Source organism: Arthrobacter sp. NPDC057009, from assembly GCF_042673905.1.
Taxonomy (GTDB): domain Bacteria; phylum Actinomycetota; class Actinomycetes; order Actinomycetales; family Micrococcaceae; genus Arthrobacter.
On the sequence record NZ_JBHUSB010000005.1, the window covers coordinates 47,098 to 61,491 of the forward strand.

Below are 14,394 nucleotides of genomic sequence, written 5' to 3' on the forward strand. Positions count from 1 at the left end.
CGTGACCGCCACGAAGACCCTCCTTATTCTGCCCGAAGCGCGGATACCGCGGGAACACGGACCCGTCATAGTCCGGACACTGAGACGCCGCCAGGCAAGGCTTCACGAATTATTCGGAGCTATTCAAAATAGGCTAAGCTGGCAGTACGTACGGGCAAACAGCCGGTGCTGCGCCGCCGTCGGAAACAGCGACCGCCGCTGCAGCTTGCCGGCTCCCGGTGCGGTGGGCCCGCGGTACGGTGGGACGGACACAAATACTGTGCTCGAGGAGCTGAGCTGAATGACGGATCTGATCGACACCACGGAGATGTACCTTCGCACCATCCTGGAGCTGGAGGAAGAGAACATCGTGGCGCTTCGGGCACGCATCGCCGAACGTCTCCGCCACTCGGGCCCCACCGTTTCGCAGACCATCGGGAGGATGGAGCGCGACGGCCTCGTCGTCGTCTCCGGCGACCGGCACCTTGAACTGACGGAGGTGGGCCGCAAGCGCGCCACCGAGGTGATGCGGAAGCACCGGCTCGCCGAGCGCCTCCTTGCCGACGTCATTGGCCTGGACTGGGCGTACGTCCACGACGAGGCCTGTCGCTGGGAGCACGTCATGAGTGAACGGGTGGAGCGCAGGATCTACGAGATGCTCGACCACCCCACCGAATCGCCCTACGGGAACCCGATTCCCGGCCTCGCGGCACTGGGCGGACAGCCGGCCCGTCCGTTCGCCGACGGTGTGGTGAATCTGCTGGACGCCATGACCGGCTACGGCCCGAATTCCAAGGTCACCGTCAGCCGTCTGGCCGAACCCATCCAGGTGGAGCCGGAGCTGCTCCTTCAGCTGGATGAGGGCGGGATCCGTCCCGGCGCAGCCGTGTCGCTTGAACGAGTGGGGGAGTACATCTCCGTGCGCGTGCCGGGCTTCGAAGGTGCCCTTGAGCTGCCGCCGGAAGTTGCCGCCCACGTGTTCGTTCACGTCGCCTGATTTCCTCGCGCACGGGGCTTGAGAGGCTTCCTGTCAGACATCTGCAGGCAGGATGACCTACCACTTTTGCACAGTGAATATAACGGAATTATTACTGTGCCCTTTAATCCCCTATAGTTAAACGGCAACGCCGATGCAAAAGCGTTACCTGATCTGGAGCCGAACCCTGCCAGCAGATCAGTAGCACGAGTCACCCACTGGCAGGGGCGGGGGAACCACAACCGGCTGTATCTACAGCCTTGGGGTGAAGTCCGCAGCAGCAAGTCTTATCCGCAGAAGGAATCCTCCCGGGATACCCCTGTGCCGGATTGGCTTGCTATGGCGGACCGGGTCTACGCACTCTCTGACCCGAATCCGACAGCTAACTTCGCAGGCTATCCAGAGAGGAAGCAGTACTTGTCCATGCAGAATGCCCGGGGCCGCCGCCGCGCGACCGGTCCCGCTCCGGAGCCGCGCCCTGCGGAGGCCATTGCCGCGGACCGTCCCCGGGACGCCCAGCGTGAAGCGCGCCGCAAGCGCCGGGGTGCGTTCCGGCAGGTCACGGATTTCGCCTCGGCCAGTGGGGTTGGGCAGAAAGCCGGCGTAGCCCTCGCGGCCACCGGCCTGCTGCTGACGGTTACTGTCCCTGCCACGAGCCCTGTCCTGGCTGCCGGCGGGCAGCAGTCAGGGGCGTCCGCTTCGGCAGCCGCACCGGCGGCCCAGCCGAAGGTTTCTGCAGAAGCGGCAGCAAAGATCGATTTCAGCCGCACTTCCGTCTCCACCACGGGTGACCCGGACGGAAAGCTCAAGCAGCTCCTCAGCGCCCAGTCGGCCAGCAGCATCAGCCGCTCGGCGTCGCTGGGAAGCCTGGGCGCGCCGCTGTCCACGATGGTCAAGTCCTCGCCGTTCGGTTACCGGGTCAGCCCGATCACCGGCGGCGCCGGCGAGTTCCACCGCGGCCAGGACTTCGCCGCCCAGTGCGGCACGTCCGTGCTGGCCGCGGCCAGCGGCAAGGTTACCTTCGCCGGGTGGCATCCGTATGGCGGCGGCAACCGGGTGGTCATTGACCACGGCAACGGCCTGGAAACCACGTACAACCACCTGTCGTCCTCCAGCGTCCAGGTTGGCCAGAAGGTCACCCGGGGCGAAGTGGTGGCCCTTAGCGGGACCACCGGCGCTTCCACCGGCTGCCACCTCCACTTCGAGGTGATGGTCAACGGTGACGTCGTTGATCCCGCCGGCTGGCTCTGAGCCAAGCTGAGTGAGAACTCTCATTCCTGTGACACGCCGTGACCTGAATGTGACTTTCGCTCTGAACTGCTGTACCGTCTAAACCGCGTCAACTTCGCCGAAGTTGACGCTCTTGAGTGGATTGCCTAACTCTGCCACCGCTCAAGGTCCGTTCGCATTACATCGTCTGGCAGGGGCGGGGGAACCAATTTTGGTCTTCGCAAGAAGGCCTTGGGGTTAAGTCGCAAAGCTTCCCAGGAAGCAGCGCGGCCGGGTGACTCCCATCCGAATCCGACAGCTCACCTCGTAGGCATTGGGAGAGGCTACCTTCGTGTCTTCACGCCACAATGCCGCGCGCCATCGCGCGCAGACGGTTCGTATGAACCCATTGGACTCCGTGTCCAAGGCGGTTAGCGCCAATGCCGGCACAGTAGGTCGCCAGGCAGCTGTGATCGCAGCTGCTTCAGGACTCATCCTGAGCGTTGGCATGCCGGCCAACGCAGCCGACGCCAGCATCGGTGTTTCCGCCTCCTCGGAGACCGGATCCCAGGCCACGCAGCTTGCTGTGACCGCCGCGCCCACCGCCACCATCTCCTTCGAGCGTCCTGCCGTCACCACGGTGGCAGCCCCGGTCGCCGAGATCATTGCTCCGCAGTCGAGCGATGAGGGCCAGGCGGCCGATGCAGGCGACGCCACCGATGAGAGCGCCGACGCGGCCCAGGCAGTCACTGCAAAGTCCACCGATGGTGCGGCTTCCGCCGCGGCGTCCGGGCTGGCTGCAATCGCGTACACCGGCATCGGCAGCCCCTACGTCTGGGGCGGCACCACCCCCGGCGGCTGGGACTGCTCCGGCTTCACTCAGTGGGTTTACGCGCAGGCAGGCATCAGCATTCCCCGCGTCAATGCGTGGAACGCCATGAAGCCCACCTCGACGCCTGCTCCCGGCGACCTGGTCATGCAGAACGGCGGCGCCCACGTGGGCATCTACGTCGGCAACGGCATGATGATCAGCGCGCTGAACCCCTCGCAGGGCACGCTCCTGCACGCGGTGTCCGCAACGGGCACGTCCGCTTTCTTCACCCTTCGCTAAAAATCCGATTCGAGACGGGCCGGCTTACCCCCAAGATGCCGGCGCGTCGATAACCCACGGCCTGCTACCGCGGTCCGTGGAACACGAAAGAGAGAAACTTAATGACTACACGTGCGACCATTGCACGGCACCGCGCCGAGGTCACCAAGACCAACTCGCTGGCTGTCATTGCCAAGGCCGTCGGCGACAACGCCGGTGGCATGGGCCGCCAGGCCGCAGTTATCGCTGCTGCTTCCGGTCTTGTCCTGACCAGCGGCATCGCCGCCAACGCTGCTGAGACCAACGTCCAGCGCGAATCCGCCGCAGCGTCCACGCTGGAAGTCCAGTCCGCTGCCCCGGCCGCCATCTCCGCAGCTTCCAGCATCGCCATCTCCTTCGAGAAGCCTGCTGTCTCCACCACGCCGGCTCCCGTCGTGGAGGCCCCCAAGCCTGTTGTCAAGGTCCAGGAAGCCGCTCCTGCCGTTGAAGCTGCTCCGGCTGCTGAGACTGCTCCGGCTCCCGCTGCTGAGACCGCTCCGGCTGTCAAGACCGCCGCCGCCGTCGAGACCGCTGCCCCGGCAGCTCCGAAGACCACTGCCGCGAGCGGCAAGGGTGCTGCGATCGCAGCTGCCGCCTACGCCCAGCTGGGTGTTTCGCAGGACTGCACGATGCTGGCCACCAACTCCCTGGCCGCTGTGGGCATCAACTACCACGGCTGGCCGGCCGGCTACCTGTCCCTCGGCCGCACCGTCAGCGCTGCTGAAGCCCGTCCGGGCGACCTCGCCTACTACCAGAACGGCGGCATGGGCCTGGCCCACATCGCTGTTTACGTCGGCAACGGCCAGGCCGTCCACGGCGGCTGGAACGGCGGAACCACCGCGCTGTTCAGCGTGAACGTCGGCTCCGGGCCGGTCTTCATCCGCGTCGGCGGCTAAGGCCCGCAAGCACCACAGAAGGACCCCCGCCAGCCGGCGGGGGTCCTTTTTTGCCGTGTGTGCGCATGAATTTTTGGTGACACGCCAGGACGAAGCTTGTGTTCGATTCGCTCATCTGCCTAGTGAGTGTTTACTCTTGTGGTGTCGATCCATAGCCCGGACATGCAGAGGGCAGCCGGCCCTCGCGCCTCTGCCGGGTGCGGCCGTGAAGAGGTATGTGCATGCGCACTCTCGTTCTGAATGCTGGATATGAACCGCTGGCGGTAGTGACCTTCCGCCGGGCGCTGGTCCTTGTGCTCACCGGAAAAGCAAGCGTGGTGGCCGAAGGCGACGATCCTGTCGTCGGGCCGCAGGACATCATGGGCCGTCCGTCCGTGATTCTCCTTAACCGCTACATCCGGCCACGGTACAACATGATCACCGCGGTAAGCAGGCGCGGCGTTCTTCGCCGCGACGGCCACCGGTGCGCCTACTGCGGGAAAGCAGCCCACACCATAGACCATGTCCAGCCGAAATCCCGGGGCGGTGCCGATTCCTGGGAGAACCTCGTTGCAGCCTGCCTCCGCTGCAACAACGTCAAAGGTGACCACACGCCCAGTGAGATGGGCTGGAAGCTCCGGTTTGAGCCGGCTCCACCGGTGGGCACGATGTGGCAGATCAAGGAACTGGAGAAGCCCACACCGGCGTGGGATCCGTTCCTGCTTCCGGAAAGGGCAGCCTGACCATCGCCTGAGCATTCCAGCATTACGCTGGGTGTGTGGACTTTGACGCAATAATCCTGGCCGGCGGCCGCTCCTCGCGGCTCGGCGGCTCACCCAAGTCTGCCCTGATGTTCGACGGCGCCACCCTCCTTGAGCGGTCGCTCGCGGCGGCCGCAGGTGCCCGGCACACTGTTGTGGTGGGTCCCGCAGTGGCGGGCCTTCCGCCCCGGGTGCTCACCAGCCGTGAGGATCCGCCCTTTGCGGGTCCCGCGGCCGCCATCGCCGCGGGCCTTGCCGCGCTCCGCGGCGCAGGCCCGGCGGACAAGGTCCTGGTCCTCGCCTGCGACATGCCCGGCGTCGGGGCTGCTGTCCGCGCCCTCCGGGAAGCCCTTCCCGGTTCGGGGGCCGACGGCGTCATGGCGGCGTCAGCGGATGGGCGGCTGCAGCCTCTGGTCGGTTTTTATGGCACAGCTGTGCTGGAACGCGCGGTGCAGGAAGCCGCCGCGCGCAACGCCCTGGTGCACGGCTCGGTATTCGCCCTCCTTGCTAGTCTTGACGTGCAGGCTGTGGCTGTCCCTGCCGGTTCCACGGACGATGTGGATACCTGGGATGATGCGGCCGCTTTGGGAGTAGCTGTCCGGGAGCAATGAACCGCATCCCGGACCGCAGTGGATTTGGAGGCAGGCATGAAAACCCAGGACGAGACGCTTGAGGAATGGTGCCGTTTGCTGCTGCGGGCCTTTGAGCTCGAGGATGTGGACGTGGACATCAACGAGGTGCTGTCCGTTGCGGGAGTGGCTGCCCACTCCGTGGTGCGCCCGGCGGCGCCTCTGACCACCTTCATAGCCGGCCTCGCCGTCGGGCTCGCTTCCGGTCCGGACCAGGCGCCCGATCCCTCCTCCATGCAGAAAGCCATGGACGTGGCGCGTTCCGTGGCCAAGGCCTATGCGGCCGATGAGGCCCAAACTGTCGCTGGTTCCCCGGCCGAGGGTTCCGCCGGAGCTTCGGTGCCCACCGGGACACCGGGGGAATGACAGCCGCACCCGAGCACCGCTCCGACAACTCCACCTCTGCCGGTTCTCCGGACTCCGCAGGGGACGGTGGCCATGGGAATGCTGGCCCGGGGGAGGACGCCACTCCATCCGGGGACGTGGCTGTCCCGGACAGCGAACCTGCCCCGGATGCTGAAGCTGTACCGGAGGGCGAAGCAGCTTCGGACGCTAAACCTGCCGCGGATGACGAACCTGCCGCGGATGGTGAACGTGCCGGGGATGGCGAACCCGAGGCGTCGGGGGAGCAGGATGCACACGCGAAGCACCTGGCGCACACCTGGGAGGAAGCCCGGCAGGCAGCTTTTGACTGTGCCACCCCCATTCCGGCCGCCCCGGTATCCCTGCGCGACGCCATGGGCCGGACCCTGGCCACGGACATCACCGCCCGCCAGGACATGCCGCACTACGCGTCGTCGGCCATGGACGGCTGGGCCGTTAACGGAACCGGCCCCTGGATCCTGGCCGAACCGGGGCATCGGCTGGCTCCGCACCAGGCGAGCGTGATCGTCACAGGCGGACTGATTCCCCCCGGCGCCAAGGCAGTGCTGCGCAAAGAGAGCGGTGTAATTTCCACAGACGACGACGGACTCCCTGTCCTGACGCTCGGCGGCACCGCCCGACCCGGCGAACCGCGGAACGGCCAGCACATCCGCAAGGCCGCTGAGGAGGCGACCGCCGGGGACGTGCTGGTCAGGGGCGGCGTGGTACTGAATCCGGCCCACGTTGCGCTTGCCGCCCTGGCCGGGTACGACGAGGTGGAGGTCCTCGGCAAACCGGTGGTGAAGCTGCTGCTGACAGGTGCGGAAGTCGTGGAGCAGGGGCTTCCCGAGCCCGGGCGCGTGCGTGACACCTTCGGACCGCAGCTGGGCACGGTAGTGGAGATGCTGGGCGGGCTGTGCCGTGAACAGGCCCGGATCGGGGACAGCTACACCGAATGGCTGGAAGGGCTCGAAGACTCAGGCATCCCCGAGGCACAAAACCTGCCGGCCGACGTCGTCATCACCACCGGGGGCACCGGCGTCTCCGGGACCGACCACTTCCGGCGCGCCGTGGCTGAACTGGGCGGACGACTGGTCATCGACGGCGTGGCAATGCGGCCGGGGCACCCCACGGTCCTTGCCGAACTGCCGGACGGGCGCTTCGTGCTCGGGCTGCCAGGGAACCCGCTGGCCGCCATGATGGCCCTCTCCACGGTAGGGGCGCCGCTTCTGGCCGCCCTCGGGCACGGCCAGCTGCCGCCGGTCCGGGAAGTTCCCTGCGGCACCATGCTTGAACCCGAGCCGGGCCGCACCCGGCTTCTGCCCTTCCGGCTCCTCTACGGCATGGCCTCGCCCGCACAGCACACCGGCCCCGGCATGATGCGCGGACTGGCGTCAGCCGACGGGGTCATGGTGGTTCCGCCGCACGGGGTGCAGCTCGGCGAAATGGTGCCGGCTTTCGCACTGCCCTGGGGCCCGCCGATCCCCGAACCCAAGGCCGCCGAGTCCAAGGCCAAGGGCCCGGCACGGAAGTCTGCCTCCCGCACATCCAGGCAGGGGGCCCAAAGCGGGCCGGTGGACTGGAGTGCCCTGCTCGACTGAGACCTGCCCGTGAGATGCAATGATGGAGTCATGAACAGCCACTCAGCGCGGAGTACCTCATGGGCCGTGTAACGCAACGACGCAAGGTGCACCGCTACGTCCTGGACGGGTCGGCAGCCGCACTCGAGTTCCCGGTCCGGCACCGTGAGGACGTGCTCGCCGTGGAGGAGCCGCTTGAGATCCGGCTCGGAAACCTTTCCTACTCGGTCACCATGCGTACACCCGGGGATGACTTTGACCTTGTGGCAGGTTTCCTCGTCTCCGAGGGGGTCATCTGGGACGCCGACCAGCTGGTCTCGCTCAGGTTCTGCGCCGGCGAGGACGAAAACGGCGTCCAGACCTTCAACGTGGTGGAGGCCCAGCTGCGGCCGGACGTGCCGCTGCCGGATACCGGCCGGCGCGTCTACACGTCCAGCTCGTGCGGGATCTGCGGCACCGACTCGATTGAAGCGGTCACGAAGTCCTCACACTTCAACCCCGCCGCGGACCGGCTTACCGTTCCGGTCGAAACGCTCGCCTCCCTACCGGACAAGCTGCGGGAAGCCCAGGCCGTGTTCGAGGTGACCGGGGGAGTGCACGCTGCCGGACTGTTCAGGATCGACGACGGCGGCGGCGCCGAGCTGCTCTGCCTGCGGGAGGATGTGGGCCGGCACAACGCGGTGGACAAGGTGGTTGGCTGGGCACTGCGCGAACGGAAGCTGCCGCTGGCCAACACTGTCCTTCAGGTATCCGGGCGGGCATCCTTCGAGCTCGTTCAGAAGGCCGCACTGGCCGGCATCCCGGTGCTCGCCGCAGTCAGTGCCCCCTCAAGCCTCGCGGTGGAGCTTGCCGAGTCCACCGGCGTCACGCTCGCCGGGTTCAGCCGCGGGACCAGCCTGAACGTTTACGCAGGTCCCGGCCGCATTTCCGCCCCTGCACCGGCGGCGCGGTAGGGGCGTGCCCTTGGCGGCGGGACGCCAACGCAGTAGATTTTATCCATCGAATGGAAGCGTAGCTCCGCTCAGGGGCGAATTGCCCGGACACGAGCTGACCGCGCCGCCCATGCCCGCACGAAAGCCAGCACACCCCGCTTCCGCTTTCACGTACTAAAGAGGTACACATTGCACGACGACCGCCGGATCACGGAAGTCCGCCTTGACCGCTTTGTCCGCGAACGGATCGCCCCTGCCGTCTATGGGCGCAGCGTGCCCCTGGAACTCAGCAGCTGGGACGTTCCGGATGAACCCGTCCCGGTGCTGGAGGCCCTGCGCCAGGAGTTCGTGCCGCAGGAACACGGTGCTGCATGGGGTCGTCCGTGGAGCACCAAATGGCTGCGGCTGCAGGGGGAGGTGCCGGATGCCTGGGGAACCGCGCCGGACACCGAGGTGGAGATCGTGGTGGACCTCGGCTTCACCACGGAAATTCCCGGCTTCCAGTGTGAGGGGATCGCATGGCGCCCGGACGGCAGCATCATCAAGGCCATCTCGCCCCGCAACCAGCACATCCCGCTGAAGCTGCTGGGCAGCGGCCTCGCCGTCGACTTCTACGTCGAGGCGGCAGCCAATCCTGATGTCGCCCAGGGCTGGAGCTTCGCGGCAACTCCCTACGGGGACAAGGCCACCGCTGGAAACGAACCGCAGTACCGCCTGGGCAGCATCGCCATCGCCGAGCTGAACCGCGCCGTGTGGGAACTCCAGCAGGACGTGCTGACGCTCAGCGGCCTGATGCATGAGCTGCCCACCGAACTGCCCCGCCGGCACGAGATCCTCCGCGCCCTGGAACGCATGATGGACGTTATGGACCCGGATGACGTCGCCGGCACAGCGCCCGCCGGACGGGCAGCGCTGGCCGAGGTGCTGGCCAGGCCCGCCTACGCCTCCGCCCACCAGCTGCTCGCCACCGGGCACGCGCACATCGATTCCGCCTGGCTGTGGCCGGTTCGGGAGACCATGCGCAAGTGCGCCCGGACGTTTTCCAATGTGGTTGCGCTGATGGACGAGGATCCGGACTTCGTGTTCTCCTGCTCCTCCGCCCAGCAACTGGCCTGGATGAAGGAGTACTACCCGGAGCTCTTCGGCCGGATCCGCGAAAAAGTTAAGTCCGGCCAGTTCATTCCCGTGGGCGGCATGTGGGTGGAATCGGACACCAACATGCCCGGCGGGGAGGCCATGGCCCGGCAGTTCATGGAAGGCAAGAGCTTCTTCCTCAGGGAGTTCGATATCGAGTGCAGGGAAGCCTGGCTGCCGGATTCCTTCGGCTACTCCGCTGCCCTGCCGCAGATCGTCAAGGCCGCCGGCAGCCGCTGGTTCCTGACCCAGAAGATCTCCTGGAACCAGATCAACCGGATGCCGCACCACACCTTCAACTGGGAGGGCATTGACGGCACCCGCCTGTTCACGCACTTCCCGCCCGTGGACACGTACAACTCCGAACTCAGCGCCCGGGACCTGGCGCATGCCGAGCGCAACTACCGGGACCACGGGTACGGCACCACCTCGCTGGTTCCGTTCGGCTATGGCGACGGCGGCGGGGGACCCACTCGGGAGATGGTCGCTGCCGCGCACCGGGCAGCCGACCTGGAAGGCTCGCCGAAAGTCCGGATCGGTGCGCCGCGCAGCTTCTTCGAACAGGCCGAGGCGGAATACACCGCACTGCCGGTCTGGGTGGGCGAGATGTACCTGGAACTGCACCGCGGCACCTATACGAGCCAGGCCAGGACCAAACAGGGCAACCGCCGGTCCGAGCATCTCCTCCGCGAGGCAGAGCTCTGGTGCACCACCGCGGCCGTGCGCTCCGGCGGGACGTACCAGTACCCCGCGGCCGAGCTGAAGCGGCTGTGGCAGCTGGTGCTCCTGCAGCAGTTCCATGACATCCTGCCCGGCAGCGCCATCGCCTGGGTGCACCAGGACGCCGAGCGCAACTACGCGGCCGTGGCCAAGGGGCTGGAGGCGCTCATCGCTGAGGCGGTCGCTGCCCTCCTCGGTGAGGGGACGCAGGAGTTCCTGCTCAACGCCGGTCCCCATGCCCGGCTCGGAGTCCCCGCGCTCGCTGCCGCTGCCGCGCACACTTCCGGGGATGCGGTCCAGGCCACGGCACAGGACGGCGGCTTTGTCCTGGACAACGGCATCATCCGTGCCGTGCTCGATGACAACGGGCTGCTGACCTCCCTGCGGGATCACGGGACAGGCCGCGAGGCCATCGCCCCGGGGCAGTTCGGAAACCATCTGGAACTGCACCGCGACACCCCCAACGAATGGGATGCCTGGGACATCGACGAGTTTTACCGGCGCAACGTTGTCTCTTTGGACGACGCCGCAGAGGTGAGGCTGGAGCGGCACGGCGGGGACGCCGTCGTCGTGGTAGAACGCCTGACCGGTTCCTCCCGGATCATCCAGCGCATAACGCTGGCGGCGGGCAGCCCGTCCCTGCGGATCTCCACCGAGGTGGACTGGCAGGAACGCGAGAAGCTGCTCAAGCTGGGCTTCCCGCTGGACCTCAGGGCCGACCGGTCGGCGGCGGAGACCCAGTTCGGCCATATCTTCCGGCCGACGCACGTAAACACCTCATGGGAGGCGGCGAAGTTCGAAATCTGCGCGCACCGCTGGATCCACGTCGCCGAACCCGGGTACGGAGTGGCCATCGCCAACGCCTCCACGTACGGTCACGACGTTGCCCGGTCTGTCCGGGACGACGGCGGCACCACCACCACCGTCCGGCTCTCGCTGCTGCGGGCGGCCAAGTTCCCCGACCCCCAGGCCGACCGCGGCAGACACGTGCTGGACGTCTGGGTCCGGCCGGCGGCGGGAATCGCCGAGGCCGTGGAGGAGGGCTACCGCGCCAACCTCGCGCCCAGGACGGTGCGGGGCGCGCACCCGGCCGAGGCGCTGGTCTCCGTGGACAACACGGCGCTGGTGATTGAAGCCGTGAAGCTCGCGGAGGACGGCTCCGGGGATGTCATCGTCCGGCTGTACGAATCCCTGGGCCAGCGCTCGTCCGGCCGGCTCACCGCCAACTTCCCGGCGAAGGGAATCCAGGCCGTGGACCTGCTGGAGCGCCCGGTTGAGGCCGCCGGCGTTCTGGCCGGGGCGGACTCCGCGGAACTCACACTGCGCCCGTTCCAGCTGGTGACCCTGAGGCTCGCCCGCTAAACGGTGACTCGCCAGGGCGAATTGCCAAAAAGGGCCGCTCGAGGGGCGACGGTCCGGGGATTTACCAAAAAGGGCCGCGTTGCTTGACTGCTGGGCGGCTTTTTTGGCGAAACGGCGAAGTTCGGGGCGGTTGCCTTCGTGCTTGGCGTGCGCTGGCGAGTCGTGACTTTGTTCTGGGCTCGTCGATTTACCAAAAGGGGCCGCTCGAGGGGCGATGGTCCAAGGATTTACCAAAAAGGGCCGCTTAGCTTGGCTGCTGGGCGGCCCTTTTTGGCGAAATGGCGAAGGCCAGCGCTGCCGGCAGCTACCCCGGCTTAGAATTCGTGCAGCAGGCGCCGGACGAATTGCCGGGTCCGCTCCTGCCGCGGGGCACGCAGGACTTCTGCTGCCGGTCCGCGCTCCACCACGAGGCCGCCGTCCATGAAGATGACCTCGTCCGCCACCTGCCGGGCAAAAGCGAGCTCGTGGGTGACGATGACCATGGTCCACCCCTCGTCGGCGAGTTCCTGGATCACGCCCAGCACGTCGCCCACGAGTTCCGGGTCCAGCGCCGAGGTGGGCTCGTCGAACAGCAGCAGCTGGGGTCTCAGGGCCAGGGCACGCACAATGCCCACCCGCTGCTGCTGGCCGCCGGACAGCTCGAAAGGATACGCATCGCGCTTGTCTGCCAGCCCCACCCTGGCCAGGAGCTTTTCGGCCTCGGCAACCGCCTCCGTCCGCTTCCGCTTCTGCACCTGGACCGGCCCCTCAATGACGTTTTGCAGCACGGTCATGTGCGGGAACAGGTTGTAGTGCTGGAACACCATGGCGCTGCGGTCCCGCAGCTCCGAGATCTCTTTCTTGGAGACCTTGGCAGAGAAGTCCAGGACAAGGTCGGAGCCGGGACCCGTAAAGGTGACAGTGCCGGCGTCGGGCATTTCCAGCGCGTTCAGTGAGCGCAGCACGGTGGTCTTGCCCGAACCCGACGGCCCGATCAGGGCCACCACGTTGCCGCGGCGCACGTCCAGGTCGATGTCCCGCAGCACCACGTTGCTGCCGAAGGCCTTGGCGAGGTTGCGGACCGACAATACCGGCCTGGCCTGGGACGCGGCGCCGGAAGAGGCGGCGCGGGCTGCTCCGTCAGTGGGCGACATAGCGGTCCAGTCTCCTTTCAAGGACGGACTGCCCGGAGGAGAGCGCCAGGCAGATGACCCAGTAAATCAGGGCAGCCTCGAGGTACAGCACCATGAACTCCTGGCTGAAGGCTGCGATCTGCTGGGCCACACGGAAGAGTTCGGTGACCAGGATCAGCGAGGCCAGCGACGTGTCCTTGACCAGCGAAATGAAGGTGTTGGACAGCGGAGGCACGGACACCCTCGCAGCCTGCGGCAGGATGATGCGGCGCAGCGACTGGCCCCGTGACATGCCGATCGTGTGGCCGGCTTCCCACTGGCCCTTGGGCACTGACAGGATCGCGGCGCGGATGACCTCGGCGGCATAGCCGCCCACGTTGAGCGAAAAGGCGATGATGGCGCTGGGCCACGGATCAAGCTTCACGCCGACGGTCGGCAGGCCGTAGAAGATCACGAAAAGCTGCACCAGCAGGGGAGTGCCGCGGATCACTGATACGTAAAACCGGGCGATGCCGGACACCACCGTATTCCGGCTCAGCCGCATCAGCGCCACCACCAGGGCCAGCGCAAGGCCTATTGCGAAGGACGCCAGGGTAAGCGGGATGGTGCCGGTGACCGCCCCCACGACGAGGGGGCCGAAGGAGCTCCAGACGAGATCCCAGTTGAACGGCATCTACTTGGTGACGTCAGTGCCGAAGTACTTCTCGGAGATCTTGGCCAGCGTTCCGTCAGCGCGGAGGTCATCCAGCGCCTTGTCCACTGCGGCGGTCAGTTCCGTGGAGCCCTTGCGGAACACAAAGGCGCTTTCCGACTTCTCCGTGGTCTCGGCGGCGATCTTCAGCCCGGCGTCCGGATTCGTCTTGGCGTAGTCGAGGTAGGTGAGCTTGTCATTGACGATGGCGTCCACGCGTCCCTGCTGCACCAGCGCCACGCCCTGGGCCCAGCCCTCCACCGACTGGACGTTGGCGCCGGCGTCGACGGCCATCTTGTAGAAGTTGCTGGTCAGCGACTGGGCTGTGGTCTTGCCCTTCAGGCTGTCAAAGCCGGTGATGCTGTTGTTGTCCGCCTTCGTCACGATCACACCCGTGGAAACGGTGTACGGCTTGGAGAAGTCGTACTTGGCCTTGCGCTCATCGTTGATGGAGATCTGGTTGGCGATAGTGTCGAAGCGCTTGGCGTCCAGGCCGGCGAAGATGCCGTCGAACTGCGTCTCCTGGAAGGTGGCCTTCACGCCGAGCTTCTCGGCCACGGCGCGGGCGATCTCGACGTCATAGCCCGTGAGGTCGCCGGCTCCTTCTGCATGGAAGCTGAACGGCTTGTACGTGCCTTCGGTTGCGATGACGATCTCACCCTTCGATTTCACATCGCTTAGTGAGGTGTCTGAGCCGGCGGCGGTACCCGGGCTGCTGGCGGCCGGAGCCTGGGATCCGCCCCCGCAGGCCGTCAGAGCCAGGGCCAGTCCGGCAAGGGTGGCGGCGAGTGCGGAGCGGCGGGAATGGACCTTCTTCATGGCGGGTACCTTCTTCTTCAGGCGGCAGCGGCGGGCAGCGCAGCGGCCGGGGCCGCTGCGACGCCAATCCATGCAACGCATCGGAAAACACGTTTTATTTCGCCATCATACGGGGGTGGCAAC

13 protein-coding genes and 2 riboswitches are annotated in these 14,394 nt (G+C 66.7%); of the genes, 10 read left to right on the forward strand and 3 right to left on the reverse strand.

What is annotated here, in order from left to right; all coding sequences use genetic code 11:
* Positions 1 to 280 precede the first annotated feature (280 nt).
* The 10 genes from ACFTR6_RS07005 (at position 281) to ACFTR6_RS07050 (ending at position 11,649) form a co-directional block, all read left to right on the forward strand.
* Entirely contained in the window at positions 281 to 976 is a 696-nt protein-coding gene (locus ACFTR6_RS07005; protein WP_076798736.1) for a metal-dependent transcriptional regulator, read from the forward strand.
* Positions 977 to 1,123: 147 nt separating this feature from the next.
* Positions 1,124 to 1,367, forward strand: a riboswitch (cyclic di-AMP (ydaO/yuaA leader).
* An 11-nt stretch (positions 1,368 to 1,378) separates the two neighbouring features.
* Entirely contained in the window at positions 1,379 to 2,206 is an 828-nt protein-coding gene (locus ACFTR6_RS07010; protein ID WP_377957486.1) for a M23 family metallopeptidase, read from the forward strand.
* Positions 2,207 to 2,318: 112 nt separating this feature from the next.
* A riboswitch (cyclic di-AMP (ydaO/yuaA leader) is annotated at positions 2,319 to 2,512 on the forward strand.
* 52 nt (positions 2,513 to 2,564) lie between these two features.
* Entirely contained in the window at positions 2,565 to 3,275 is a 711-nt protein-coding gene (locus tag ACFTR6_RS07015; RefSeq protein ID WP_377957354.1) for a C40 family peptidase, read from the forward strand.
* A 101-nt stretch (positions 3,276 to 3,376) separates the two neighbouring features.
* Positions 3,377 to 4,189 (forward strand): NlpC/P60 family protein, encoded by an 813-nt coding sequence (locus ACFTR6_RS07020; RefSeq protein WP_377957355.1) that lies wholly within the window; start codon positions 3,377 to 3,379, stop codon positions 4,187 to 4,189.
* Positions 4,190 to 4,410: 221 nt separating this feature from the next.
* Positions 4,411 to 4,911: an HNH endonuclease gene (locus tag ACFTR6_RS07025; protein WP_076798734.1), complete on the forward strand. Its 501-nt coding sequence runs from the start codon at positions 4,411 to 4,413 to the stop codon at positions 4,909 to 4,911.
* Positions 4,912 to 4,946: 35 nt separating this feature from the next.
* Positions 4,947 to 5,540, forward strand: a complete 594-nt coding sequence (locus ACFTR6_RS07030; protein WP_377957356.1) for a molybdenum cofactor guanylyltransferase — start codon at positions 4,947 to 4,949, stop codon at positions 5,538 to 5,540.
* Positions 5,541 to 5,576: 36 nt separating this feature from the next.
* Entirely contained in the window at positions 5,577 to 5,924 is a 348-nt protein-coding gene (locus ACFTR6_RS07035) for a DUF6457 domain-containing protein (RefSeq protein ID WP_377957357.1), read from the forward strand.
* Positions 5,921 to 7,522, forward strand: coding sequence for a molybdopterin-binding protein (locus tag ACFTR6_RS07040; RefSeq protein WP_377957358.1), 1,602 nt, complete (start codon positions 5,921 to 5,923; stop codon positions 7,520 to 7,522). Before ACFTR6_RS07035 ends, ACFTR6_RS07040 begins: the two co-directional genes overlap by 4 nt.
* 59 nt (positions 7,523 to 7,581) lie before the next feature.
* The gene (fdhD, locus tag ACFTR6_RS07045) at positions 7,582 to 8,454 is read left to right on the forward strand and encodes a formate dehydrogenase accessory sulfurtransferase FdhD (protein WP_087872194.1); all 873 of its coding nucleotides are present in this window, start codon (positions 7,582 to 7,584) and stop codon (positions 8,452 to 8,454) included.
* Positions 8,455 to 8,622: 168 nt separating this feature from the next.
* Positions 8,623 to 11,649, forward strand: a complete 3,027-nt coding sequence (locus tag ACFTR6_RS07050) for an alpha-mannosidase (protein ID WP_377957359.1) — start codon at positions 8,623 to 8,625, stop codon at positions 11,647 to 11,649.
* A gap of 314 nt (positions 11,650 to 11,963) precedes the next feature.
* Here the strand turns inward: ACFTR6_RS07050 and ACFTR6_RS07055 are convergent, their stop codons facing one another.
* From ACFTR6_RS07055 to ACFTR6_RS07065, 3 genes are read right to left on the reverse strand one after another with little or no spacing between them, the layout of a single operon-like run.
* Positions 11,964 to 12,782, reverse strand: a complete 819-nt coding sequence (locus tag ACFTR6_RS07055) for an amino acid ABC transporter ATP-binding protein (protein ID WP_377957360.1) — start codon at positions 12,780 to 12,782, stop codon at positions 11,964 to 11,966.
* Positions 12,769 to 13,434: an amino acid ABC transporter permease gene (locus ACFTR6_RS07060; RefSeq protein ID WP_377957361.1), complete on the reverse strand. Its 666-nt coding sequence runs from the start codon at positions 13,432 to 13,434 to the stop codon at positions 12,769 to 12,771. Before ACFTR6_RS07060 ends, ACFTR6_RS07055 begins: the two co-directional genes overlap by 14 nt.
* Entirely contained in the window at positions 13,435 to 14,271 is an 837-nt protein-coding gene (locus tag ACFTR6_RS07065) for an amino acid ABC transporter substrate-binding protein (RefSeq protein ID WP_076798728.1), read from the reverse strand.
* Positions 14,272 to 14,394: the final 123 nt, after the last annotated feature.

Bases quoted from the DNA above. Each gene is read 5' to 3' on its own strand.
- fdhD (WP_087872194.1), top strand. From the start codon at position 7,582: ATGGGCCGTGTAACGCAACGACGCAAGGTGCACCGCTACGTCCTGGAC.
- ACFTR6_RS07060 (WP_377957361.1), bottom strand. From the start codon at position 13,434: ATGCCGTTCAACTGGGATCTCGTCTGGAGCTCCTTCGGCCCCCTCGTC.
- ACFTR6_RS07010 (WP_377957486.1), top strand. From the start codon at position 1,379: ATGCAGAATGCCCGGGGCCGCCGCCGCGCGACCGGTCCCGCTCCGGAG.
- ACFTR6_RS07065 (WP_076798728.1), bottom strand. From the start codon at position 14,271: ATGAAGAAGGTCCATTCCCGCCGCTCCGCACTCGCCGCCACCCTTGCC.
- ACFTR6_RS07025 (WP_076798734.1), top strand. From the start codon at position 4,411: ATGCGCACTCTCGTTCTGAATGCTGGATATGAACCGCTGGCGGTAGTG.
- ACFTR6_RS07035 (WP_377957357.1), top strand. From the start codon at position 5,577: ATGAAAACCCAGGACGAGACGCTTGAGGAATGGTGCCGTTTGCTGCTG.
- ACFTR6_RS07055 (WP_377957360.1), bottom strand. From the start codon at position 12,782: ATGTCGCCCACTGACGGAGCAGCCCGCGCCGCCTCTTCCGGCGCCGCG.
- ACFTR6_RS07015 (WP_377957354.1), top strand. From the start codon at position 2,565: ATGAACCCATTGGACTCCGTGTCCAAGGCGGTTAGCGCCAATGCCGGC.
- ACFTR6_RS07005 (WP_076798736.1), top strand. From the start codon at position 281: ATGACGGATCTGATCGACACCACGGAGATGTACCTTCGCACCATCCTG.
- ACFTR6_RS07020 (WP_377957355.1), top strand. From the start codon at position 3,377: ATGACTACACGTGCGACCATTGCACGGCACCGCGCCGAGGTCACCAAG.
- ACFTR6_RS07040 (WP_377957358.1), top strand. From the start codon at position 5,921: ATGACAGCCGCACCCGAGCACCGCTCCGACAACTCCACCTCTGCCGGT.